23 protein-coding genes and 1 other annotated feature are annotated in these 20,712 nt (G+C 55.5%); of the genes, 21 read left to right on the top strand and 2 right to left on the bottom strand.

All coding sequences use genetic code 11. The annotated features are described in order from the left end of the window. The first annotated feature begins 35 nt into the window (after positions 1-35). From GYMC52_RS13300 to pheA, 14 genes are all read left to right on the top strand, one after another. Positions 36-1,058 (top strand): rod shape-determining protein, encoded by a 1,023-nt coding sequence (locus tag GYMC52_RS13300; RefSeq protein ID WP_011232093.1) that lies wholly within the window; start codon positions 36-38, stop codon positions 1,056-1,058. A 19-nt stretch (positions 1,059-1,077) separates the two neighbouring features. Then, the gene (mreC, locus tag GYMC52_RS13295; RefSeq protein ID WP_013144612.1) at positions 1,078-1,944 is read left to right on the top strand and encodes a rod shape-determining protein MreC; all 867 of its coding nucleotides are present in this window, start codon (positions 1,078-1,080) and stop codon (positions 1,942-1,944) included. Beyond that, a complete protein-coding gene (gene mreD, locus GYMC52_RS13290) occupies positions 1,941-2,459 on the top strand; it encodes a rod shape-determining protein MreD (protein ID WP_013144613.1) in 519 nt (172 codons plus the stop codon). The genes mreC and mreD overlap by 4 nt, the downstream gene beginning before the upstream one ends. 40 nt (positions 2,460-2,499) lie before the next feature. After that, positions 2,500-3,192, top strand: coding sequence for a septum site-determining protein MinC (minC, locus tag GYMC52_RS13285; RefSeq protein WP_013144614.1), 693 nt, complete (start codon positions 2,500-2,502; stop codon positions 3,190-3,192). Positions 3,193-3,194: 2 nt separating this feature from the next. After that, the gene (gene minD, locus GYMC52_RS13280; RefSeq protein ID WP_013144615.1) at positions 3,195-3,998 is read left to right on the top strand and encodes a septum site-determining protein MinD; all 804 of its coding nucleotides are present in this window, start codon (positions 3,195-3,197) and stop codon (positions 3,996-3,998) included. 262 nt (positions 3,999-4,260) lie between these two features. Further along, a complete protein-coding gene (locus GYMC52_RS13275; RefSeq protein WP_013524235.1) occupies positions 4,261-5,028 on the top strand; it encodes a M23 family metallopeptidase in 768 nt (255 codons plus the stop codon). Continuing rightward, positions 5,021-5,881, top strand: coding sequence for a site-2 protease family protein (locus GYMC52_RS13270; RefSeq protein WP_013144618.1), 861 nt, complete (start codon positions 5,021-5,023; stop codon positions 5,879-5,881). The genes GYMC52_RS13275 and GYMC52_RS13270 overlap by 8 nt, the downstream gene beginning before the upstream one ends. Positions 5,882-6,278: 397 nt before the next feature. Beyond that, positions 6,279-6,358 (top strand) — a sequence feature (ribosomal protein L21 leader region). A gap of 14 nt (positions 6,359-6,372) precedes the next feature. Further along, positions 6,373-6,681: a 50S ribosomal protein L21 gene (gene rplU, locus GYMC52_RS13265; RefSeq protein WP_011232086.1), complete on the top strand. Its 309-nt coding sequence runs from the start codon at positions 6,373-6,375 to the stop codon at positions 6,679-6,681. Positions 6,682-6,683: 2 nt separating this feature from the next. Further along, on the top strand, positions 6,684-7,013 hold the full coding sequence (locus GYMC52_RS13260) for a ribosomal-processing cysteine protease Prp (RefSeq protein ID WP_011232085.1): 330 nt from the start codon (positions 6,684-6,686) through the stop codon (positions 7,011-7,013). Positions 7,014-7,028: 15 nt separating this feature from the next. Further along, on the top strand, positions 7,029-7,319 hold the full coding sequence (rpmA, locus tag GYMC52_RS13255; protein ID WP_011232084.1) for a 50S ribosomal protein L27: 291 nt from the start codon (positions 7,029-7,031) through the stop codon (positions 7,317-7,319). 169 nt (positions 7,320-7,488) lie between these two features. Further along, positions 7,489-8,037 carry a sporulation initiation phosphotransferase B gene (locus GYMC52_RS13250; RefSeq protein WP_013524234.1) on the top strand — a complete coding sequence of 183 codons (549 nt, stop codon included), beginning with the start codon at positions 7,489-7,491 and terminating at the stop codon, positions 8,035-8,037. A gap of 237 nt (positions 8,038-8,274) precedes the next feature. After that, a complete protein-coding gene (gene obgE, locus GYMC52_RS13240) occupies positions 8,275-9,573 on the top strand; it encodes a GTPase ObgE (protein ID WP_011232082.1) in 1,299 nt (432 codons plus the stop codon). A gap of 16 nt (positions 9,574-9,589) precedes the next feature. Then, positions 9,590-10,033 (top strand): ACT domain-containing protein, encoded by a 444-nt coding sequence (locus GYMC52_RS13235; protein WP_011232081.1) that lies wholly within the window; start codon positions 9,590-9,592, stop codon positions 10,031-10,033. Between the two features lie 21 nt (positions 10,034-10,054). Beyond that, positions 10,055-10,903, top strand: a complete 849-nt coding sequence (pheA, locus tag GYMC52_RS13230; protein ID WP_011232080.1) for a prephenate dehydratase — start codon at positions 10,055-10,057, stop codon at positions 10,901-10,903. A 108-nt stretch (positions 10,904-11,011) separates the two neighbouring features. On the opposite strand, the gene GYMC52_RS13225 is transcribed toward pheA, so the two are convergent. Both GYMC52_RS13225 and GYMC52_RS13220 read right to left on the bottom strand, forming a co-directional pair. Continuing rightward, the gene (locus tag GYMC52_RS13225; RefSeq protein ID WP_013144620.1) at positions 11,012-11,551 is read right to left on the bottom strand and encodes a transcription repressor NadR; all 540 of its coding nucleotides are present in this window, start codon (positions 11,549-11,551) and stop codon (positions 11,012-11,014) included. A 15-nt stretch (positions 11,552-11,566) separates the two neighbouring features. Beyond that, positions 11,567-12,691, bottom strand: a complete 1,125-nt coding sequence (locus GYMC52_RS13220) for an IscS subfamily cysteine desulfurase (RefSeq protein ID WP_013524233.1) — start codon at positions 12,689-12,691, stop codon at positions 11,567-11,569. A gap of 69 nt (positions 12,692-12,760) precedes the next feature. Here GYMC52_RS13220 and nadB point away from each other — a divergent pair, with 69 nt between their 5' ends. From nadB to GYMC52_RS13185, 7 genes are all read left to right on the top strand, one after another. Beyond that, a complete protein-coding gene (nadB, locus tag GYMC52_RS13215) occupies positions 12,761-14,353 on the top strand; it encodes an L-aspartate oxidase (protein ID WP_173346439.1) in 1,593 nt (530 codons plus the stop codon). Between the two features lie 28 nt (positions 14,354-14,381). Continuing rightward, positions 14,382-15,212 (top strand): carboxylating nicotinate-nucleotide diphosphorylase, encoded by an 831-nt coding sequence (gene nadC, locus GYMC52_RS13210; RefSeq protein WP_013524231.1) that lies wholly within the window; start codon positions 14,382-14,384, stop codon positions 15,210-15,212. 14 nt (positions 15,213-15,226) lie between these two features. Next, positions 15,227-16,330 (top strand): quinolinate synthase NadA, encoded by a 1,104-nt coding sequence (gene nadA, locus GYMC52_RS13205; protein ID WP_013524230.1) that lies wholly within the window; start codon positions 15,227-15,229, stop codon positions 16,328-16,330. Between the two features lie 158 nt (positions 16,331-16,488). Beyond that, entirely contained in the window at positions 16,489-18,105 is a 1,617-nt protein-coding gene (safA, locus tag GYMC52_RS13200; protein ID WP_013524229.1) for a SafA/ExsA family spore coat assembly protein, read from the top strand. Continuing rightward, entirely contained in the window at positions 18,089-19,033 is a 945-nt protein-coding gene (locus GYMC52_RS13195; protein WP_013524228.1) for a phosphotransferase, read from the top strand. Before safA ends, GYMC52_RS13195 begins: the two co-directional genes overlap by 17 nt. 34 nt (positions 19,034-19,067) lie before the next feature. Next, positions 19,068-19,808 (top strand): NAD(+) synthase, encoded by a 741-nt coding sequence (nadE, locus tag GYMC52_RS13190; RefSeq protein ID WP_011232072.1) that lies wholly within the window; start codon positions 19,068-19,070, stop codon positions 19,806-19,808. A gap of 116 nt (positions 19,809-19,924) precedes the next feature. Then, entirely contained in the window at positions 19,925-20,659 is a 735-nt protein-coding gene (locus GYMC52_RS13185) for a YhcN/YlaJ family sporulation lipoprotein (RefSeq protein ID WP_013144628.1), read from the top strand. Positions 20,660-20,712: the final 53 nt, after the last annotated feature.

Genomic DNA, 20,712 nt, shown 5'->3' with positions numbered 1-20,712 from the left:
ATATGCATTTCGTTTCGGAAAGGAAGATCGATCATATGTTTGGAATTGGGACGAAAGATCTCGGGATTGATTTAGGAACAGCGAATACGCTCGTTTATGTGAAGGGAAAAGGGATCGTTTTGCGCGAGCCGTCGGTTGTCGCCATTCAGCGCGACACGAAGCAAATCGTCGCCGTCGGCAATGAAGCGAAAAACATGATCGGGCGCACACCGGGCAACATCGTGGCGCTTCGTCCGATGAAAGACGGCGTCATCGCCGATTATGAAACGACGGCGACGATGATGAAATATTTCATTCGCAAGGCCGTCAAAACGAAAGGGTTGTTTGCCAGCAAGCCGTATGTGATGGTATGCGTGCCGTACGGCATCACAGCCGTGGAGGAGCGCGCGGTCATCGATGCGACTCGCCAGGCTGGAGCACGCGATGCCTATACGATTGAAGAACCATTTGCGGCCGCGATCGGCGCCAATTTGCCGGTGTGGGAGCCGACCGGGAGCATGGTCGTCGACATCGGCGGCGGTACGACTGAAGTGGCCGTGATTTCGCTCGGCGGCATCGTGACGAGCCAGTCGATTCGCATCGCCGGCGATGAAATGGATGAGGCGATCATTCAATACATCCGAAAAACGTACAATTTGATGATCGGAGAACGGACGGCGGAGGCGATTAAAGTCGAGATCGGCTCAGCCGGAAATCCGGAAGGAATCGGAAACATGGAAATTCGCGGCCGCGACTTGCTCACTGGGCTGCCAAAAACGATCGAAATCAGCGCCGAAGAAGTGGCTGAGGCGCTGCACGATACGGTCTATGCGATCGTCGAGTCGGTGAAAAACACGCTCGAAAAAACACCGCCGGAGCTGGCGGCTGACATTATGGACCGCGGCATCGTGCTGACAGGCGGCGGCGCTTTGTTGCGCAATTTGGACAAGGTCATCAGCAAAGAGACGGACATGCCGGTCATCGTCGCGGAAAATCCGCTTGATTGCGTGGCCATTGGCACCGGGAAAGCGCTCGACCACATCGACTTGTTTAAAAACAAGGCGAGAGACCATCGCTGACGGTAAGAAGGTGTGACGCATGCCACAGCTTTTTGGGAATAAGCGTCTCATTTTTTTGCTCGTCAGCATCGTCATCCTTGTCATGTTGATCGGCTTTTCCCTGCGCAGCCGCGAAGAATTGACGTGGCCGGAGCAGTTTGTAAAAGATACGGTCGGTTTTGTTCAGCTTCTGTTTGGGAAGCCCGCCCAGGAGATCGCGGGCTTCTTTGAAAATGTGAGCGATCTTCGCCGTACATATAAGGAAAACGAACTGCTGAAGGCAAGACTTGAGGAATATGCGGCGCTTGAGACCGAGGTCGAGGCGCTGCGGCAAGAAAACGAACGGCTGCGCGCGTTGCTCGATAAAAAAGAGAGCTTGCGTGATTTTGTTTCGATTCAGGCGACGGTGATCGGGCGGAACCCGGATCGTTGGCGGGAAACGATCATCATCAACAAAGGCGAGCAACACGGCGTGAAAAAAGATATGGCAGTCATCACCCCAGCGGGGCTTGTCGGCAAGGTGCAGCACGCTTCCCAATTTACGTCCACTGTGCAGCTGTTAAGCGCGCTTGACCAAAACAACCGCATTTCCGCTTATATCCAAGGAAAGGAAAACGTGTTTGGGTTGATCGAAGGCTACGATGAGAAGCGGCGCGAGTTGCTGCTCGGAGAAATTCCGATTGACGCCAAAGTGGAAAAAAGGCAAAAAGTGTTGACTTCCGGCCTTGGCGGCGTGTTTCCGAAAGGACTGCCGATCGGTGAGGTGACTGAAGTCAAGCCGGACCAATACGGATTGACGAAAGTCGTCTATGTCAAGCCGTTTGCCAACTTGTATGATATTGACGACGTCATGATTGTGAAACGAACCATCGATGCAGCACTGCAGGAAAAGGAGGAGGCAAAGTGAACAAGTGGCGTCTCCCTTTCCTTGCGGTGTTATGTTTTGTGAGTGAGAGCCTTTTTGTTGATGTATGGCCAAAAGGCGACTTGTATGTCCACTATTTTTTTGTTCCCCGGTTTTTTCTTGTTTTTCTCGTGTTCACAGCGATGCATTTCGGCGGGACGCGGGCGATGGGGTACGGGTTCATCTTCGGTTTTCTGTATGACTGCGTCTACACAGAGCTGCTCGGTGTTTATGCGTTTGCCTATACGCTTATTGCCTACTTGGCGGGCAAAGCGATGAAATGGTTCCACCAAAACTGGTTCGTTGCATCGCTCTTGTCGCTGCTTTCCATTGTGCTGCTTGACAGTTATATCTACGGCATCCAGCTGTTGATCGGGCGGACCGATTGGTCGTTTTCTGTTTTTTGGGACCGCCGTCTATGGCCGACGCTGCTTCTGAACGTCGCGTTTTTGCTCGTCTTTTCGTACCCGCTCGAACGGCGATTGGCCAAAATTCGCCGGTTTGAGCAGGAAGAATAAAAGAGGAAAAACGGCCCGTTTTGTAGAATTATTCGTTGGGGTGAACGTTGTGGCGAAACAAAAGCAGCAGTACGTGACGATTAAAGGGACGAAAGATGGGCTGACGCTGCATCTCGATGACCGCTGCTCGTATGACGATTTATTGAAAGAAATCGAGGAGCGGCTTGTCAAACAAGCTGGCGTCGCGCCAGACAGCCCCCTTGTCTCTGTTCATCTGAAAATTGGGAACCGCTATTTGACGCCTGCCCAAGAGGAAGAGGTGCGTGCGCTCATCCGCCGTTCAAAAAATTTGGTCGTCGATTCGATCGAAAGCAATGTCATGTCGAAAGCAGAAGCGATAGAATGGATGAGAAAAACGGAAATTGTGCCCGTTTCGCGCATTGTCCGTTCGGGACAAGTGCTTCATGTCGAAGGGGATTTGCTGCTGATCGGCGACGTGAACCCTGGCGGAACGGTCATTGCCGGAGGCAACATTTTCATTCTCGGCGCCTTGCGCGGCATCGCCCATGCCGGGTATGCCGGCAATAAACAGGCGATCATCGCTGCATCGGTCATGAAACCGATGCAGCTGCGCATCGGCGACATCATGAGCCGAGCGCCCGATTCGAAAACGGATGAAGGAAATGAAATGGAATGCGCCTATATTGATGAGCATAACCAAATTGTTGTCGACCGCCTTCAGCTGCTTATGCATTTGCGGCCGAATTTGACGCGCTTAGAAAGGAGAATGTGACCGTGGGAGAAGCGATCGTCATCACTTCCGGAAAAGGCGGCGTCGGCAAAACGACGACGACCGCGAACCTTGGGACGGCCCTCGCCATTCTAGGGAAGCGGGTGTGCCTTGTCGACACCGACATCGGGCTGCGCAACCTCGATGTCGTGCTTGGGCTTGAGAACCGAATTATTTATGATTTGGTTGATGTCGTTGAAGGGCGTTGCACAGTGCAAAAAGCGCTTGTGAAAGACAAGCGGTTCGATAACTATTTGTATTTGTTGCCGGCCGCGCAAACGAGCGATAAGTCGGCGGTCAACCCCGCGCAAATGAAACAGCTCATTGAGGAGCTGAAACAGGAATACGATTATGTGCTCATCGACTGTCCGGCCGGAATCGAACAAGGCTATCGCAACGCTGTCGCCGGCGCGGACGAAGCGATCGTCGTCACGACGCCGGAAGTGTCGGCGGTCCGCGACGCCGACCGCATCATCGGCTTGCTTGAAGCGGAGGAGCACGTCAAACCGCCGCGCCTCATCATCAACCGCATTCGCAGCCATATGGTGAAAAACGGCGATATGTTGGATGTCGACGAAATCATCTCGCATTTATCGATCGAGTTGCTCGGCATTATCGCCGACGATGAAAACGTGATCAAAGCGTCGAACCGCGGCGAGCCGATTGTGCTGGACCCAAACAGCAAAGCGTCGATCGCCTTCCGCAACATTGCCCGCCGCATCCTCGGCGAGTCGGTGCCGCTGCCGCCGCTTGAGGAAGAGGAGAAGGGGCTGTTTTCAAAGATTCGGAAAATATTTAGTTTGAAATAATGAAATTGGCGCAAGAAGGCCGTTGAATGGGCCTTCTTTTTTTATTCATATTGTTGTGCCGTTTGGAATTCCTGATCTGTAACAACGGAAGCAGATGGTATCGATCGGTTGCGGCGCTCAGCCGAAACGTTGGTGTGAAACCGTTTGAGGGATTTGTTCGCGGACGTGTTCGGCGAGGCGCGGCGAAAAACGCTCGTTCATATTCCATGAGGTTGTCTCATAAATTAGTACAAACGTTGTTGGAAAGGTGGAGGGGGGACGTATGGATCGACGCGTCCGTGAGATGAAAAAACGCATTGAAAAACGAAGAAGGGAACGTCAATATAAGGGGCAGGATCCAAAAGAATCTAGATGGAGCGCCGCTGATGAGGAGCGGTACGGGCTGCCGGTCGTCACGTATGACCGCTATTCGTTTGAATCCGCTCCCCATCCGTTGTTCCGCAAAGAATGGTTTTTATTCAAAACACTCATCGCTGTCTGTCTCGTGCTCGTGACGGCCATTTTGTTCCGGCATCCGTCCGCTTCCCTCGAGCCGGCGCGGCAGTTTATTGCCCGGACGATGGAAACAGAGTTTCAGTTTGCGGCCGTCTCAGCCTGGTATGAAAAAACGTTCGGTGAGCCGCTCGCTTTTTTTGCCCCGAAAAAGGAAGAAAAGGTGAAAACGGCTTCATCCTATGCAGTGCCGGCTTCTGGACGGATTCTCGAAAGTTTTGAAAAAAACGGGGAGGGTGTGACGATCGAAACCGAGAATGGAGCCAAAGTGGAGGCGATGAAAGAAGGGATTGTCACCTTTGCCGGTACGAAAGACCGTCTCGGCAAAACGGTCATCATCCAACATGCGGACGGCACGGAGACGTGGTATGGACGTTTGGGGGCCATTTCGGTGAAATTGTATGATTTTGTAGAAATGGGGCAGGAAGTTGGCACGGCCGAGGCGAGCGAGGAAAATAAACAGAAAGGGCTGTTTTATTTTGCGATTAAACAAGGAGATGAATTTATCGATCCGATTCAGGTGATTTCCTTTGAATAAGTATATGGCGCTGCTCGGGAAGCTGCACGTCCACCCGCTGTTATGGCTGATCGGCGGCATCGCGGTGCTTACCGCCCATTTCAAGCAGCTTTGCCTGCTGTTTTTCATCGTCCTCGTTCATGAGCTCGGCCATGCGGCGGCAGCCGCGTTTTTCTCTTGGCGGGTGAAGCGGATTTTGCTGCTGCCGTTCGGCGGAGTGGCGGAAGTCGAAGAGCACGGCAACCGGCCGTTCCGTGAGGAGTGGATCGTGACGCTCGCCGGGCCGGCCCAGCATCTGTGGCTCACAGCGGCGGCGTTTTTTTTGTGGAAGGCCGGCATGATGGATGGCGGGAGCTGGGAGCTCTTTTTTCGCTACAATGCGGCCATTTTCGCTTTGAACTTGCTGCCGATCTGGCCGCTGGATGGAGGCAAGCTATTGTTTTTGCTGCTGTCCTACCGCCGCCCGTTCAGCGAAGCGCACCGGAACACGGTCGCCATATCGGCCGCCGTTCTTGCTGTCGGCGTCGTTCTTTTGTTTGTGTTGGCGCCGCGCCAGCTTGATTTATGGGCGATCGCCGCCTTTTTGGCGCATGCTCTTTGGCAGGAGCAAAAGCAGCATCCGTATGTCGTTATGCGCTTTTTGCTTGAGCGGTATTATGGAAACAAAGGCGGCTATACAAAGCTGCGGACGATTACGGCGCCGGCGGACGAACGCATCTCGGCCGTGCTGCAGCGATTTTACCGCGGACAAAAGCATGCGATCATCGTCGTTCGCGACGGGCGCGAACGGGCGACGCTCGATGAAAACGAGCTGCTGCATGCGTTTTTTGCCGAAAAGCAAGCCGATGCGCCGCTTGGCGCTCTCATCTATTGATCGTGGCTATATATAGATGCAACGAAAAAGTTTCACATATCCTTGATGGAAAAGTTGCTTATCTATTTTTTGACTGTCGGAGGCAAGCCACAGGCTTGCCCCCGTCACGCCAAGGCGTGACGGGAGGCCGAACGACCGCTCGCTTCACAGACCCATACATGGGTCTGAAAGCGGCGTTGTTCGGTCGCTCGACAGTCGATCCAATGCTCGGTAAAAGCTGCAAATGTGAAAGCTTCAAATGGCATCTATATAGTCGTTTGCACCGTTTCATCATCGCCCGCCGGGGGACGAAGATGACGGTTGACGGACGGCCGTTTCTATGTTACGATAGATGACGTTGTAGACTTTTTGTCCTGCCAACAAGGGCAAAAGAGGGCGGCTGTCGCAAAAAGACGCACCCGCACTACAACCGCTCAGCGCGGGCGATGAAGCGCTCCGTCTTGGGCCGCCTTGGCGCTGGCGAGTCTGAGTCCATGAAGGAGGTGCGATGCATGTACGCAATTATCGAAACTGGCGGCAAACAATTGAAAGTCGAAGAAGGCCAAGAAATTTACATCGAAAAATTGGATGCGAATGAAGGCGATACGGTCACGTTTGACAAAGTGCTGTTCGTCGGCGGGGAAACGGTGAAAATCGGCAACCCGACGGTCGAAGGCGCAACCGTGACGGCGAGAGTGCAAAAACACGGCCGACAAAAGAAAATTATCGTCTTCAAATATAAAGCGAAAAAGAACTATCGCCGCAAACAAGGCCACCGTCAGCCGTACACGAAAGTCGTCATCGAAAAAATCAACGCGTAAAGATGATCCGCGTCACGATTGAACGGGAAGCGGACGGCCGCATCCGCGCGTTTACGATGGAAGGGCACGCCCATTTTGCGAAACGCGGGCAGGACATTGTATGCGCCGGCGCTTCGGCAGTCTCGTTCGGCACGATCAACGCCATCGAGACACTTATTGGCGTAAGCCCGCATGTTTCGCTCGGCAAAGACGGCGGCTACCTCCGCTGCGAGCTTCCGGAGCTGGAAGAAGCGGCGGCAGAGAAAGTGCAGTTGTTGTTGGAAGCGATGGTCGTTTCGCTAAAGACGATCGAACGCGATTACGGAACATTTATCCGCGTGACATCCATCTAGCGGGAGGTGACTGCCATGCTGAGACTTGACCTGCAATTTTTTGCTTCGAAAAAAGGGGTCGGTTCGACGAAAAACGGCCGCGACTCGATCGCGAAACGTCTTGGCGCAAAACGGGCTGACGGTCAATTCGTCACCAGCGGTTCGATTTTGTACCGTCAACGCGGAACGAAAGTCCATCCGGGCTTGAACGTCGGCCGCGGCGGCGACGATACGCTGTATGCGAAAATCGACGGCATCGTCCGCTTCGAGCGGCTCGGCCGCGACCGCAAACGCGTCAGCGTCTACCCGGTCAGCCAAGAAGCGTAATCGATGTGGAAAAACTCTAACCGTTCGGTTAGAGTTTTTCTTTTTGGCGTAGAAAAATCGTTCCCGTTCAATGTCAAAAAATGTTATAGTAAAAGTACATGCCTCCCCCATGGAGGCCGAAGTCCAAGCGAGGCAGGGAGCCTACGCTTAGTGGATAGGGGAGCGTCGAATGGAGAAGCGATGGACTGTCGTTGAGGTGATGCGCCATGCCCGCCATGACTGGCTGAACAAAATCCAGCTCATCAAAGGGCATTTGGCGCTCAATAAAATCGAACGGGTGCAGGAAATCATTGAAGACATTATCGGCGAGATGCATCAGGAAACACGGTTGACGAACTTGAAAGCCGAGCAGTTCGCTGAGCTTGTCATGACCTATAACTGGGAGCCGCGCCCGCTTTTTCTTGAGTATGAAATCACGGACGGCGAAGCCGATTGGTCGCGGTGCGATGAACAGCTGACTGAATGGTGCCGCCAATTTTTTCGCCTGCTTGAAGCGCAATCTGATGAGCGGACAGAAAACCATTTATGTTTGTCCATTGAGCTGTCCGACCAACGGGCGGCGCTGTTTTTGGATTATTGCGGCACGTTTAGGGACGGCGAAGCCATTCGCACTTGGCTTGAGCGCTGCGAACCGTCACCGCCGCTTCGGCTCGCGTCGTTTGCCGTTGGCGAGGGCGAATTGACGGTGGAGCTTGAGCTTTTGGCGGCGGAATCTTGACCATTGGTTGGACGAAGGAAAATGGAAGGCAAAGCTTATTTTGCCCTAAGAGGTGCGAACGGATCGATCCAATCGGACCGAAAAGCGGCGGCTGGGCTTGAACCGCCCGCCAGCCTGCAGACGGCCGGTGCTTGCGTACATATTGACATCATGGAATCGACTCTGTATACAATAATAAGTATTAGTCATACTCATTTCGCCATGATACCATGATGGAAGCGAATCGGAGGAACAGCCATGTTTGTTGATCAGGTGAAAATTTATGTGAAAGGCGGGGACGGCGGCAACGGCATGGTCGCGTTCCGCCGGGAAAAATACGTCCCAAAAGGCGGGCCGGCCGGCGGAGACGGCGGCAAAGGCGGAGATGTCGTCTTTGTCGTTGATGAAGGGCTGCGGACGTTGATGGATTTCCGCTACCAGCGCCATTTTAAAGCACCGCGCGGCGAAAACGGCATGTCGAAAAACCAGCATGGCAAAAATGCGGAAGACTTGATTGTCAAAGTGCCGCCAGGCACCGTTGTCATCGATGCGGATACGAACGAAGTGCTCGCCGATTTGACCGAGGCGGGGCAGCGGTTTGTCGTCGCCAAAGGCGGGCGCGGCGGGCGCGGCAACACCCGATTTGCGACGGCGTCCAACCCAGCGCCGGAAATTGCGGAAAACGGCGAACCGGGCGAAGAGCGCAACATCATTTTAGAGCTGAAGCTTCTCGCTGACGTCGGGCTGGTCGGGTTTCCAAGCGTCGGCAAATCGACGCTGCTGTCGGTCGTCTCCGCAGCCCGTCCGAAAATCGCCGAGTACCATTTTACGACGCTCGTTCCGAACTTGGGCGTTGTCGAAACGGAAGACGGGCGCAGTTTTGTGATGGCCGACTTGCCGGGATTGATTGAAGGGGCCCATCAAGGGGTCGGGCTCGGGCATCAGTTTTTGCGCCATATTGAACGGACGCGTGTCATCGTCCATGTCATCGACATGGCGGCGGTCGAAGGGCGCGATCCGTACAACGATTATCTCGTCATCAACGAAGAGCTGAAACAGTACAATTTGCGCTTGACCGAGCGGCCGCAAATTGTTGCCGCCAATAAAATGGACATGCCGAACGCCGAAGAAAATTTGCGCCGCTTCAAAGAGAAAGTCGGCGATGCGGTGCCGGTCTTTCCGATTTCTGCAGCGACAAGACAAGGAGTGCGCGAGCTGTTGTTTGCCATCGCCGACCTGTTGGAAACGACGCCAGAATTCCCGCTTCATGAACGGGAAGATCCGGCCGTGCAGCGCGTCGTGTACAAATATGAAAAAGAGGAGCCGCCGTTTACGATCACCCGCGCCAGCGACGGAGCATTCATTTTGGCGGGCGACAAAATTGAAAAGTTGTTTAAGATGACGGATTTCTCGCGCGAAGAATCGGTGCGCCGCTTCGCCCGCCAGCTTAAGGCGATGGGGGTGGATGATGCGCTGCGCGAGCGCGGCGCGAAAGACGGAGACACGATCCGGTTGCTTGATTACGAGTTCGAGTTTGTCGACGACTGGGATGAATAGAGCGGGGGAAGGTGCGGTGGAGAAAAAATTTTATTTGGTGCGCGAAGACGTCCTGCCGGAAGCGATGAAGAAAGTCGTGCTCGCGAAACAGCTGCTTGAGCGGAAAAAAGCCGCCTCGGTCGCCGAGGCGGCGCAGCTCGCCAACATCAGCCGCGGTGTGTTTTACAAATACCGCGATGCCATTTTTCCGTTCCAAGCGGTGACGAAAGAAAACATCGTCACGCTCTTTTTCCATTTAGAAGACCGCTCCGGAACGTTGTCACAGCTGCTTGGCGTTGTGGCGGCGGCCGGCTGCAACGTGCTGACCATCCATCAAACGATTCCGCTTCAAGGGAGGGCGAACGTGACGCTGTCGGTCAGCACAAACGATATGAACGAGGAGATTGATGAGCTCCTCGCTAAGCTCAAACAGCTCGAATTTGTCGAAAAAGTGGAAATTGTCGGTTCAGGAGTGTATTAAAGCAAGGGAGAGGCAAACGAGATGAAAATCGGTTATTTAGGACCGAAGGCGACGTTCACCGAAGCGGCGGCTGCTCTTCTTTTTCCGTCGCAGCCGCGGGAGCCGTATGACACGATTCCCGATTGCATTGACGCCGCGGCGGCCGGAGAGATTGAAGCGGCCGTGGTGCCGCTCGAGAACGCCTTGGAAGGATCGGTCAATTTGACACTCGACTATTTAATTCACGAACAGCCGTTGCCGATCATCGGCGAAATCGTTGTGCCGATCGAGCAACATTTGATGGTGCACCCATACTTCACCCCGCATTGGCGCGAAGTGAAAGAAGTGTATTCCCACTCGCACGCCATTGCCCAATGCCGGAAGTTTTTGCATACGGTGCTGAAAGGGGCGAAGCAAGTGCCGATGACGTCAACGAGCGCCGCCGCGAAATTTGTGAGCGAGCATCCGCACTTGCCGGCGGCGGCGATCGCCAACCGGCTGGCGGCGGAAAAATACGGGCTGGTGATCGTGCAGGAAAACGTCCACGATTACGATTACAACCATACGCGCTTTATTGTCGTCAGCCGGCGCAAAGAGCCGCTTTCGCCTGCTTCGCCTCTTTATGCCGGCGACAAGACGACCGTGGTCGTCATGCTGCCGCAAGACCGTCCGGGCGCACTCCATCAAGTGTTATCAGCGTTTGCCTGGCGGCGGCTCAACTTGACGAAAATCGAATCGCGCCCAGCGAAAACGGGCCTTGGAAATTATTTCTTTATTATTGACATCGACGCGCCGATGGATGACGTCCTCATCCCGGGGGCGATCGCGGAAATTGAGGCGCTCGGCTGCACAGTGCAGCTGTTGGGCAGCTATCCATATTATTTTGCTTGACACAGACAAAAACACGCGGGCGGTCTGCTGCCGTCCGCCTGTTCCTTTTTAGACGGCCCGCCGCGCAGTATTCCGCAGGGAATGAACCGATGTTCGGCCAGGTCCAGTTTACGCTTCGATGAGAAAGCCGGCTTGTTTCAAGGCGCGGCAGGCAGCGTCAAGCTTCACTGGTGAATCGGCTTCCAGCGTATGCAAATGGGTTCCGTCCGTCAGCTGCAACAAATACGACGATTTTGTCGCCTCGATTTTGGCGATGAATTGGTCGACTTCCAGGCGGTTGCTCACCATGATCGAGGCGGTTAAATCGCCGTAAACCGGATGCTCGATTTTGACGTCCTTGACTGTCACGCCGCAATCCACGAGCAAATACAACTCTTCTTTCGTCTGTTCTGGCGTATGGAAGCAGGCGACCGTCCTCGTGTACGTTTTGGCCGGTTCAGCCGGCTTTAAATACAAATAGCCTTGGCTTGTGGCGATGATTGGTTCGTTGCGCGCCTTTAACAGTGAAATGTCTTGGACGATCACTTGGCGGCTGACGTTCGTTTTCGCTGCCAGCTCAGCCCCCGTGAGCGGCGCTTCGCTTTCTTTCAACCATTGCAAAATGAGCTGGCGCCGCCTTTCCCCTAAAATTTTCTTTTCCTCTTTCACCTGCCATTCCTCCTTTCATGCCGATGTAAGTCGCTCCAATGTGGAAACGAACTGGTCGATCTCCGCTTCGGTCGTGGCCGCGCCCAATGAGACGCGGATGAATTGCTTCGCTTCTTCAGGCGTTTTCCCGACGGCGAGCATCGTCCGCGACGGCGCTTGCAGCCCGACTTGGCAGGCGCTGCCGGTGGAAATGGCGATGCCGGCGCGGTTGCATTCAAGCATCACAAGCTGCCCTTCGTACCCAGCGACGGACAAACCGATAATATGGGCAAGACGGAAATCGGGATGGCCTTCCACCGCCACCGGCAGCTGTTTGGCGGCGATGGCGTGAAGCAACCGATTCCGCAGTCGTTCCAAACGCGACTGTTCGTCCGCCATTCGTCGATGGAGCTGCTGCGCGGCCGTAATGAAGGCGGCAATACCCGGTACGTTGACCGTTCCCGGCCGAAAGCCTGATTCGTGCGTCGCTCCCGGGAATACCGGCTTCCAATGCCGGCGCGGGTTGATGTACACAGCGCCGACCCCTTTGGGACCGTACACTTTATGGGCGGAAACGGATAGGCTGTCTAGTCCTATCTCTTGAACATCTAGCTGTATTTTAGCAAAAGTTTGCACGCAGTCGCTATGAAAAAGGACGCCGTGCGCCCGCAGGAGGCGGCCGATGTCGGCAAGCGGCTGAATCGTGCCGATTTCCGAGTTGGCGTGCTGGATGGAAGCAAGGATCGTCTTCGGCGTGATCGCCCGCTCCAAATCGGCAAGTCGAATGCGCCCGAATCGGTCGACGGGCAAATACGTGACCGTATATCCTTCTGTTTCCAGCTGTTTGAACAGGTGATGGAGCGAGGCATGCTCGATTTCGGTCGTGATCAGGTGGTTTCCCTTATGCCGGTAGGCGGCAGCTAGCGAACGGATCGCGAGCACGTTCGCTTCCGTTCCGCCGCTTGTGAAATAGATCCCTTCCGCTTCTCCGTTAATCATGGCGGCGAGTTCGCGCCGGCATAAGGCAAGCAGTTGTTTCGCTTTCGTTCCGATGTCATGCAAGCTGCTTTCGTTGCCAAAGTAAACGGACGCCGCTTCAGCGTAAGCGGCGATCGCCTCTTGGCACATTGGCGTCGTTGCCGCGTAATCCAAATAAATCATATTCCCCCGCCTTTGCATCATTTTTTTCGCCAAACCTCTTGCCATTAGTTTAAATATGTGTAAATATAGATGTCAAGACAGGTGAAAAGAAAGGGGCGTCCGAGAGTGAAGGAAGGTGGCGTGATTATCGTCGGAAGCGGGCTGGCGGCGTTAACGGTCGCGTATCATTTATCTGAGCTCGACCATGTGATGATATTCACAAAAAAACGTTGCACCGACAGCAATTCATGGCGGGCGCAAGGAGGGGTGGCCGCGGCGCTGGCAGAGAGCGACGATTGGCGCGCTCATTTCCGCGATACGATGGTCGCCGGCTGCTTTCATAACGATGAACGAATGGTCGAACGGCTCGTCCGCGAAGGGCCGAGGCGGCTGCAAGAATGGATCAACGCCGGCATCGCGTTTGATCGGGACGAACGCGGCCGGTTTTGTTTCGGCCTTGAAGGCGGGCATAGCCACCGCCGGATTTTGCACGCCGGCGGCGATCAAACGGGCAAAGCACTCGTTTCGTTTTTGCTTGAGCGGCTCGAGGGACGCGTATGGATGGAAGAAGGCGAGCAGGTGATTGATTTGCTTGTGGAAGAGGGGCGTTGCGTCGGGGTGAAAACGAAGCGGGAAGACGGTTCGGTGTCCATTTGGCCGGCGTCGGCCGTCGTGTTGGCGACCGGTGGATGCGCCGGATTGTATACGTTCACTTCCAATGCGCCGACGGCGACTGGCGACGGCATTGCCATGGCGTACCGCGCCGGTGCGGCGGTGGCGGATATGGAGTTTATCCAATTTCATCCGACGATGCTCGTTGCCGGCGGAAAAACGGTCGGGCTCGTCTCGGAAGCGGTGCGCGGCGAAGGGGCGGTGCTTGAGGCGGAAGACGGAAGACCGCTGATGGACGGCGTCCATCCGCTTCGCGATCTTGCTCCGCGCGACATCGTCGCCCGAGCGATCGCGGCGGAACTCGATCGCGGCGGCCGCGTCTATTTGAATATTTCCCGCGTGTCCCACTTCCGCCGCCGCTTTCCGACGATCGCCGCGCTATGTGAGGCCTATGGAGTCGACTTTGAAGCCGGCCGCCTTCCTGTCGCGCCGGGCGCCCATTTTTTAATGGGCGGCGTTGTCGTCAACGAGTGGGGGCAGACGACGGTTCCGGGCTTGTACGCCGTCGGGGAAGCGGCGTGCACTGGTGTGCACGGCGCCAACCGGCTCGCGAGCAACTCGTTGCTTGAAGCGATCGTCTTTGGATTCCGTGCGGCCTGCGCCATCCGCCGTCAGGCGGCGTGGCCGGAAACGGTGCACCGAGCGGATTCATCCAGCCCGCGTCGTTTGATTGTACCACGGCTGCCAGAGCGGGCGTTGCTCCGCGAACAGCTGTCAACGTTTGTCGGCATCGTCCGCAACGGCGATCGGCTTCGCAAAGCGGTCGACTGGTTGGAACAGTTTTCGTTGCCGGATTGGCTGGATGGCGACCTTGAACGATTGTCGGCAGAGGAGATTGAAACAGGATACATGTTGCTAGTGGGCTGGCTTGTCGCTTCATCAGCGCTTGGGCGCACGGAAAGCCGCGGCGGCCATTACCGGAGCGATTTTCCGCGTGAACGCCCAAAGTGGCGGGGGCGGCGCCTCGTGCGGACGAAAGAAGAGTGGGCCCGCCTTGGGGCTGGGAGGTAAAGCGGCAAAGAAAACGGAGGGATGAAAGATGAACCGGTTGAAGCTCGAACAACTGTTGCGACAGTTTTTTCTTGAAGATATTGGCGACGGCGATGTGACGAGCGAGACGATTTTTCCGGCTCATGAACGGGCATCAGGCATGTTTATGGCCAAAGCGGACGGGGTGGTGGCCGGCGTCGGCATTATTGCGGCGGGCTATCAGCTGCTGGATCCGCGCGTCGAAGTAACCATCATGAAACAGGACGGCGAACGGGTCCAAGCCGGCGAAACGATCGCCGTCGCATCTGGACCGGTCGGGCCGCTGTTGTCCGGTGAGCGCGTCATTTTAAACTTGCTGCAGCGGTTAAGCGGCATTGCCACCGTGACGCGACAGGCCGTTGACTTGCTTGGCAATAGCTCCACACGCATTTGCGACACGCGGAAAACGACGCCGGGGCTGCGCATGCTTGAAAAATATGCCGTCACATGCGGCGGCGGCTATAATCACCGCTTTGGCCTGTACGACGGTGTCATGATTAAAGACAACCATATCGCCTTTTGCGGATCGATCGCCCGCGCCGTCAAAACGGTGCGGGAGCGGCTTGGGCATATGGTGAAAATCGAAGTAGAGACCGAAACGGAAGACGAAGTGCTCGAGGCGGTCGAAGCCGGGGCGGATGTCATTATGTTTGACAACCGGACGCCGGATGAGGTGCGGGCGTTCGTCCGGCTTGTGCCAAAGCCGATCATCACGGAAGCGTCGGGGGGAATTACGCTCGCCAATGTGGCGGCGTACGGCGCGACCGGAGTCGACTACATTTCGCTCGGATGTTTAACCCATTCCGCCCCGGCGCTCGATATGAGTTTCAATTTGCGATAATGGAGGGGAGAACCGTGAACGTCCTTGAACAGTTGAAACGGCTGGATGAGATGCCCAAACGGTATAAAACGATGGAACGAAGCGAGCTCGAAGCACGCGCCCGCGCGGTGAAAGAACGGTTCGGCCGGCGCCTTTTCATCCCGGGTCATCACTACCAAAAGGATGAGGTCATTCAGTTCGCCGATGCGACCGGCGATTCGCTTCAGCTTGCCCAGCTCGCGGCAAAAAACAGCGAAGCCGAATATATTGTGTTTTGCGGCGTCCATTTTATGGCGGAAACCGCCGATATTTTAACGAGCGACGACCAAACGGTCATTTTGCCGGACTTGCGCGCGGGCTGTTCAATGGCCGATATGGCCGATATTTTTCAAGTCGAGCGGGCATGGGCGGCGCTTATTGAGCGGTTTGGCGAGACGATCGTGCCGCTTGTGTACGTCAATTCGACCGCGGCGATTAAAGCGTTTGTCGGCCGCCATGGCGGAGCGACCGTCACCTCGTCGAACGCGAAAAAGATGATGGCTTGGGCGTTTTCACGGAATGAACGGATTTTCTTTTTGCCGGATCAGCATTTAGGGAGAAATACGGCCTATGCGCTCGGCATCCGTCTTGACGAGATGGCGGTGTGGGATCCGCATGAGGAGACGCTCCAAGGGGCGGACGATCTCGACAAGGTGAAAGTCATTCTTTGGAAAGGACATTGCTCCGTGCATGAAAACTTCACCGTGCAACAAATCGAGCATATTCGACGGATGAAGCCGGGAATCCATGTCATCGTCCATCCGGAATGCAGCTGGGAGGTCGTCCAGCAAGCAGACTACGCCGGTTCGACAAAATACATTATTGAAACGATCCGCAATGCTCCACCCGGCACCCAGTGGGCGATTGGAACGGAAATGAATTTGGTGAACCGGCTGAAGCATGAACATCCAGACAAAGAAATCGTTTCTCTCAATCCATATATGTGCCCGTGTTTAACGATGAATCGAATTGATTTGCCGCATTTCGTCTGGGCGCTCGAATCGCTTGAGCAAGGAGCGATCGTCAATCGCATCACCGTTCCGAAAGACATCGCCGCAGAGGCAAAAGAGGCGCTCGACCGCATGCTTTCGCTTGCCTAGCTTTTTCCCTGGCTTGACGAGGAGGGATCCTCGTTCGGTCAGGGATTTTTTTATCATAAATCAACGATCATCGTCATACATTGTGTTGAAAGACGATAACGGGAAACAAGCATCGGTTCGATCGAGCGTAAACAGTCTCGGTTTAGGAGGGGAACGGAGTGAAAATCCATATTGTCCAAAAGGGCGACACCCTTTGGAAAATCGCCCAAAAATATGGAGTGGATTTTGAACAATTGAAAAAAATAAATGGGCATTTGAGCGACCCGAATATGATTATGCCTGGAATGAAAATCAAAGTGCCGACAGCAGGGGTGCCGGTCAAAAAAGAGACGAAAGCGCCTGTGTCACCCAAAAAAATGCACGTAAAAGAGCACCCGTACGCGGAGGCGAAACCGTTCGTCTCATTCCACATTGATACCGAGCTTGACACTGCTGTCGCCCCTGTTCCGGAAGGCGAGGCAGCGGTAAACGAACCGGCGGGTGAGGCGCCGAAAGCAGTGGTAAAGAAAACGCCCAAAGCAGTCGTAAAGGAAACACCGAAAGCGCCGGAGAAGAAGGCGGAGAATGTGCCAGTGAATGAAGCGCCGAACGTGCCGGTGAACGAAATGCCAAATGTATCAGTGAATGAAACGCCAAATGTGCCCATCAATGAAGCGCCAAAGGCACCGGCGGGTGAGACGCCGAAAGCGGTGGTCAACGAAGCGCCAAAGGCCGTCGAGAAAAAAGCGCCAAAAGCGGCACCAAAAGCAGTGGTGAATGAAGCGCCGAACGTACCGGTGAACGAAATGCCGAATGCGCCCATCAATGAAGCGCCAAAGGCACCGGCGGGTGAGGCGCCGAAAGCGGCGATGAACGAAACGCCAAAGGCTGTCGAGAAAAAAGGGCCAAAAGCAACGGCACAAGAAGCACCAAAAACGCCGAAAGCGGAGGCAAAAGAAGGGGCAAAAGCGAAAGGCGCCTCTGTGCCGCCGCTTGTGCATACGATTCCGCCGGTGGTCCCGCCTCCTCAACTTTCGTTCGCTCAATCGCTGGCCAATGTGCCGCCGATTCCGCCGAAGCCGAGCAATATTTTGCCCAACATGATGAAAGAGGAGGATAATGAAAGCCCAGCTGAGTGGAAAGGCGAATCGGCGGCTGAGAGCGAAGACGCGCCGCCGCTGCCGAACATTCCATATGTTCCTGTCGCCCCGCCGACGGCCCCAACATTTGGAACTGACCAAGGATGTACGCCAGTGCCGCCAGTTTGGCCGGGGAGCGGATTTTACGCGCCGCCGCTTCCGGTCATGACGCCGTCCTATCCGCCATCGGCTGCGCCGCCGGCCGTTGAGAAAAGCGGCGAAAGTCCGGAAAACGGTTCAGCGCCGTTTTCCGGCATTAACGAAAGCAGCAGCGAATCATTAGAACCGCCGTTTTCTGGGCCTGGGGCTGCCGCCCCGTTTGTCCCGTCGGCGGGGGGCGTTTTCCCACCGCCCGGCGCTGCAACGCCAGTTTATGCGCCGCCTGCGGCGTACCCCTCGCCTGTCGGCTATCCGCCTTTTGGGTATGCGCCGGCCTATGCGCCGCCCCCGTACTATGGAGGGTACGCCCTGCCGGCTCCATACGGATATGCGCCGCAGTCAGCGCCGCCGCTTCCGTGGCCAGGCGTCGTTTATCCGACAAGTCCAGCGGGATACTCGCCGCCATCCTACCCGCCATCATCCGCCCCGCCGGTTGCCGGCCCCCGTTTGTTTAGCGAACCGCCGGATGAGGAGAGCGGGCATGGCGAGGAACAATAACCAAGTGAAAAGAGACGCCGCCGGCCGTCTCTTTTTTCTTCTTGACCGCCAATATCGGCTTGTTATTCAACAAGTTGTGGCATTGAAACCGCATGTCTTAGCCATTGCCGCCCGGCAAGGAATGTTTGTCGCCAAAGCGTATCGCTTTCCCGTTGCGGCCGCGCGGCACGCCTGGCTTCTTGCCGCATTAAGGAAGGCCGGTTTTTCCGCCGCGCCGGCCCCTATGCCGATCGGGCGCGGAGGAGTGGTTGAAGCCGGCGGATGCTATTGGCTGCTGACGGAATATGTGGCCGGAGCGCGTCCAATCTCGTTTGCCGCTTGGGCTGACGCCGCTGACGGACTTCATTTGCTCGAACGTTACCATACCATAACGGCCAACATCGCCAGCAGCAAGCAGGAGGCAATGGGGCTGCCGCGTGCGCAGCTGTATGACAAATGGCGGCGCCGCTATGAGGAGTTTTGCCGACATTTGCCTGTTGTTGAAACGATCATGGACAAAGAAGACATTTTATTTACGCTGAGCTGGGCGGATTACTGTCTATCAACGTGTCGCGAGCATGCTCCAGAGTTGACGGCGGATTCTGCTGCCATCATTCATGGTGATGTCGCCTCCCATAATTTTTTGCGCACCACAACCGGCCAGATGTACCTCATCGACTATGACGCGGCCGCTCTTGCCTCGCCCGGGCTTGACTATTGCCAATACGCCAATCGCCTCTTGCCGTATATCGGTTGGTCATATTCAACACTCGCCCGTTTCGCTCCGCTTCGCCGTTGGTTGGAAAAACGCTGGTTTTTGCATGCGCTCTTATTTCCGGCTGATGTGTTTCGCGAATGGCGGTCAGCCGCCGCGCGCCGCCGCCCCCTTGTGTTTGACCGCAAGCGGAGAGAACGGTTTGTCCGCCGCCTTTATGCTATGCTACAATGAAGAATGGAATCTTTGGAAAAGGAGTCGAGGACGGATGCAAGAAAAAATTGACAAACTCGTGCAATGGTTGCGTGACCAAGTCTCATCAGCCGGTTTAAACGGGGCGGTCGTCGGCATCAGCGGCGGCATCGACTCGGCGGTTGTCGCCCATTTGATTAAGCGTGCCTTTCCGGACGATTCGCTGGGGCTGATCATGCCTTGCAAAAGCAATCCGAAAGATATGGAAGATGCGCTGAAAGTGGTGAAAAGCTGCGGCATCCGGCATTTGGTCATCGATTTGACCGAGGCGCACCGGACGTTGTTTGGCGCGGTCGAGGCCGAGCTGAAAGCCATCGGAGAATGGAGCGAAGAGCGCGCGCGCCTCGGCGATGCGAATACAAGGGCGCGTTTGCGCATGACGACGTTGTATGCGGTCGCCAACAATTACGGCTATCTCGTCGTCGGTACGGACAACGCCGCCGAATGGCATACGGGCTACTTTACGAAATACGGTGACGGTGGAGTCGATTTAGTGCCGCTCATTCACTTTACAAAAGGCGAAGTGCGCGAAATGGGCCGTCTGCTCGGCGTCCCGGAAGAAATTATCAAGAAAGCTCCAAGCGCCGGACTGTGGGAAGGGCAGACGGATGAAAGCGAAATGGGCACGACGTATGAAATGATCGATAAATATTTAAAAGGGGAAGATATTCCAGAACGCGATCGAAAAATTATTGAACGGCTTCATGAACGTTCGCATCATAAACGGCAGTTGGCGATTGCGCCGCCGAAGTTTTAGCTGTCACCTCCGTTGGGTTGAACTGACAGCGATAAACCCCCCGCGTTTGCCGCAAGCTAAACGTAAGGCTGGCTTCATGCCAGCCTTGGGCGAAGGAAACCAAGGGGGGTTTTCCATTGAGATACGCGGTCAGATGGATCGGCGCGTTGTCGGTCGCCGGATTGCTCGCCTCATGCACCAACTACCGGGCGAATGAGGAAGGGGCGCAGCGTTATCATGATGCGGCGAGACCGATCGGTTTTTACTCGACGGAGCGAGGCGACGATTTCCGCTATGGCCGATACGGGACGAATGCGCTCAATTATGACAACCGTTATATATGGGCGCGCCGCGGTCCGGTCACCGATTATTTGACGGACGGCGGCCGCCTCGGAGGACCAGCAGCGACCCGGTTTGACACGGACGTTCCGGCCCTTCCGCCCGACGTCGATTTCGGTGACAGCGATTACAACTACCATGGGCATTTGCACTCGCTAAACGTCGATCCGCACCCGTCGTACTACCGAAGCTATGCCGGCGGTTTGGCTGAGAAGCTCTCCCGCCGCGCCGCAGCGGTGAACGGAGTCGACGATGCCCGCGCGGTTGTGTATGGCGATCAGGCGCTCATCGCGATTGCCACAGACGACCGCCATCCCAAGCGGCTTGAGAAGCAAATCGAGCAAGCGGTCGCTCCGTACGCGGACGGCAAGCGGGTGCGCGTCACCTCGAATCCGAGCATGTACCACCGCATCCGCACGATTGACAACGCGCTTCGACGCGGGACTCCAATCAATATGGAAGAAATCCGCCGTGATTTGCGCACCATTTTTATCGATGGCACGATTCAAGAACGGCCGGAAAACACTCGGTGACAAACGAAAAAGGCGTCCCAAAAAAGCGGGGCGCCTTTTTTCATGGCTGCTCC

This window comes from Geobacillus sp. Y412MC52, assembly GCF_000174795.2.
Taxonomy (GTDB): Bacteria; Bacillota; Bacilli; order Bacillales; family Anoxybacillaceae; genus Geobacillus; species Geobacillus thermoleovorans.
This window is presented reverse-complemented; position numbering and strand designations above follow the sequence as displayed.

Excerpts from the sequence above, each read along its gene's own strand:
- pheA (WP_011232080.1), top strand. The coding sequence starts at position 10,055 with ATGAAAATCGGTTATTTAGGACCGAAGGCGACGTTCACCGAAGCGGCG.
- GYMC52_RS13195 (WP_013524228.1), top strand. The coding sequence starts at position 18,089 with ATGGCGAGGAACAATAACCAAGTGAAAAGAGACGCCGCCGGCCGTCTC.
- GYMC52_RS13300 (WP_011232093.1), top strand. The coding sequence starts at position 36 with ATGTTTGGAATTGGGACGAAAGATCTCGGGATTGATTTAGGAACAGCG.
- nadE (WP_011232072.1), top strand. The coding sequence starts at position 19,068 with ATGCAAGAAAAAATTGACAAACTCGTGCAATGGTTGCGTGACCAAGTC.
- obgE (WP_011232082.1), top strand. The coding sequence starts at position 8,275 with ATGTTTGTTGATCAGGTGAAAATTTATGTGAAAGGCGGGGACGGCGGC.
- rplU (WP_011232086.1), top strand. The coding sequence starts at position 6,373 with ATGTACGCAATTATCGAAACTGGCGGCAAACAATTGAAAGTCGAAGAA.
- nadB (WP_173346439.1), top strand. The coding sequence starts at position 12,761 with ATGTCAAGACAGGTGAAAAGAAAGGGGCGTCCGAGAGTGAAGGAAGGT.
- GYMC52_RS13250 (WP_013524234.1), top strand. The coding sequence starts at position 7,489 with ATGGAGAAGCGATGGACTGTCGTTGAGGTGATGCGCCATGCCCGCCAT.
- GYMC52_RS13260 (WP_011232085.1), top strand. The coding sequence starts at position 6,684 with ATGATCCGCGTCACGATTGAACGGGAAGCGGACGGCCGCATCCGCGCG.
- mreC (WP_013144612.1), top strand. The coding sequence starts at position 1,078 with ATGCCACAGCTTTTTGGGAATAAGCGTCTCATTTTTTTGCTCGTCAGC.
- GYMC52_RS13275 (WP_013524235.1), top strand. The coding sequence starts at position 4,261 with ATGGATCGACGCGTCCGTGAGATGAAAAAACGCATTGAAAAACGAAGA.
- nadC (WP_013524231.1), top strand. The coding sequence starts at position 14,382 with ATGAACCGGTTGAAGCTCGAACAACTGTTGCGACAGTTTTTTCTTGAA.
- rpmA (WP_011232084.1), top strand. The coding sequence starts at position 7,029 with ATGCTGAGACTTGACCTGCAATTTTTTGCTTCGAAAAAAGGGGTCGGT.
- GYMC52_RS13220 (WP_013524233.1), bottom strand. The coding sequence starts at position 12,691 with ATGATTTATTTGGATTACGCGGCAACGACGCCAATGTGCCAAGAGGCG.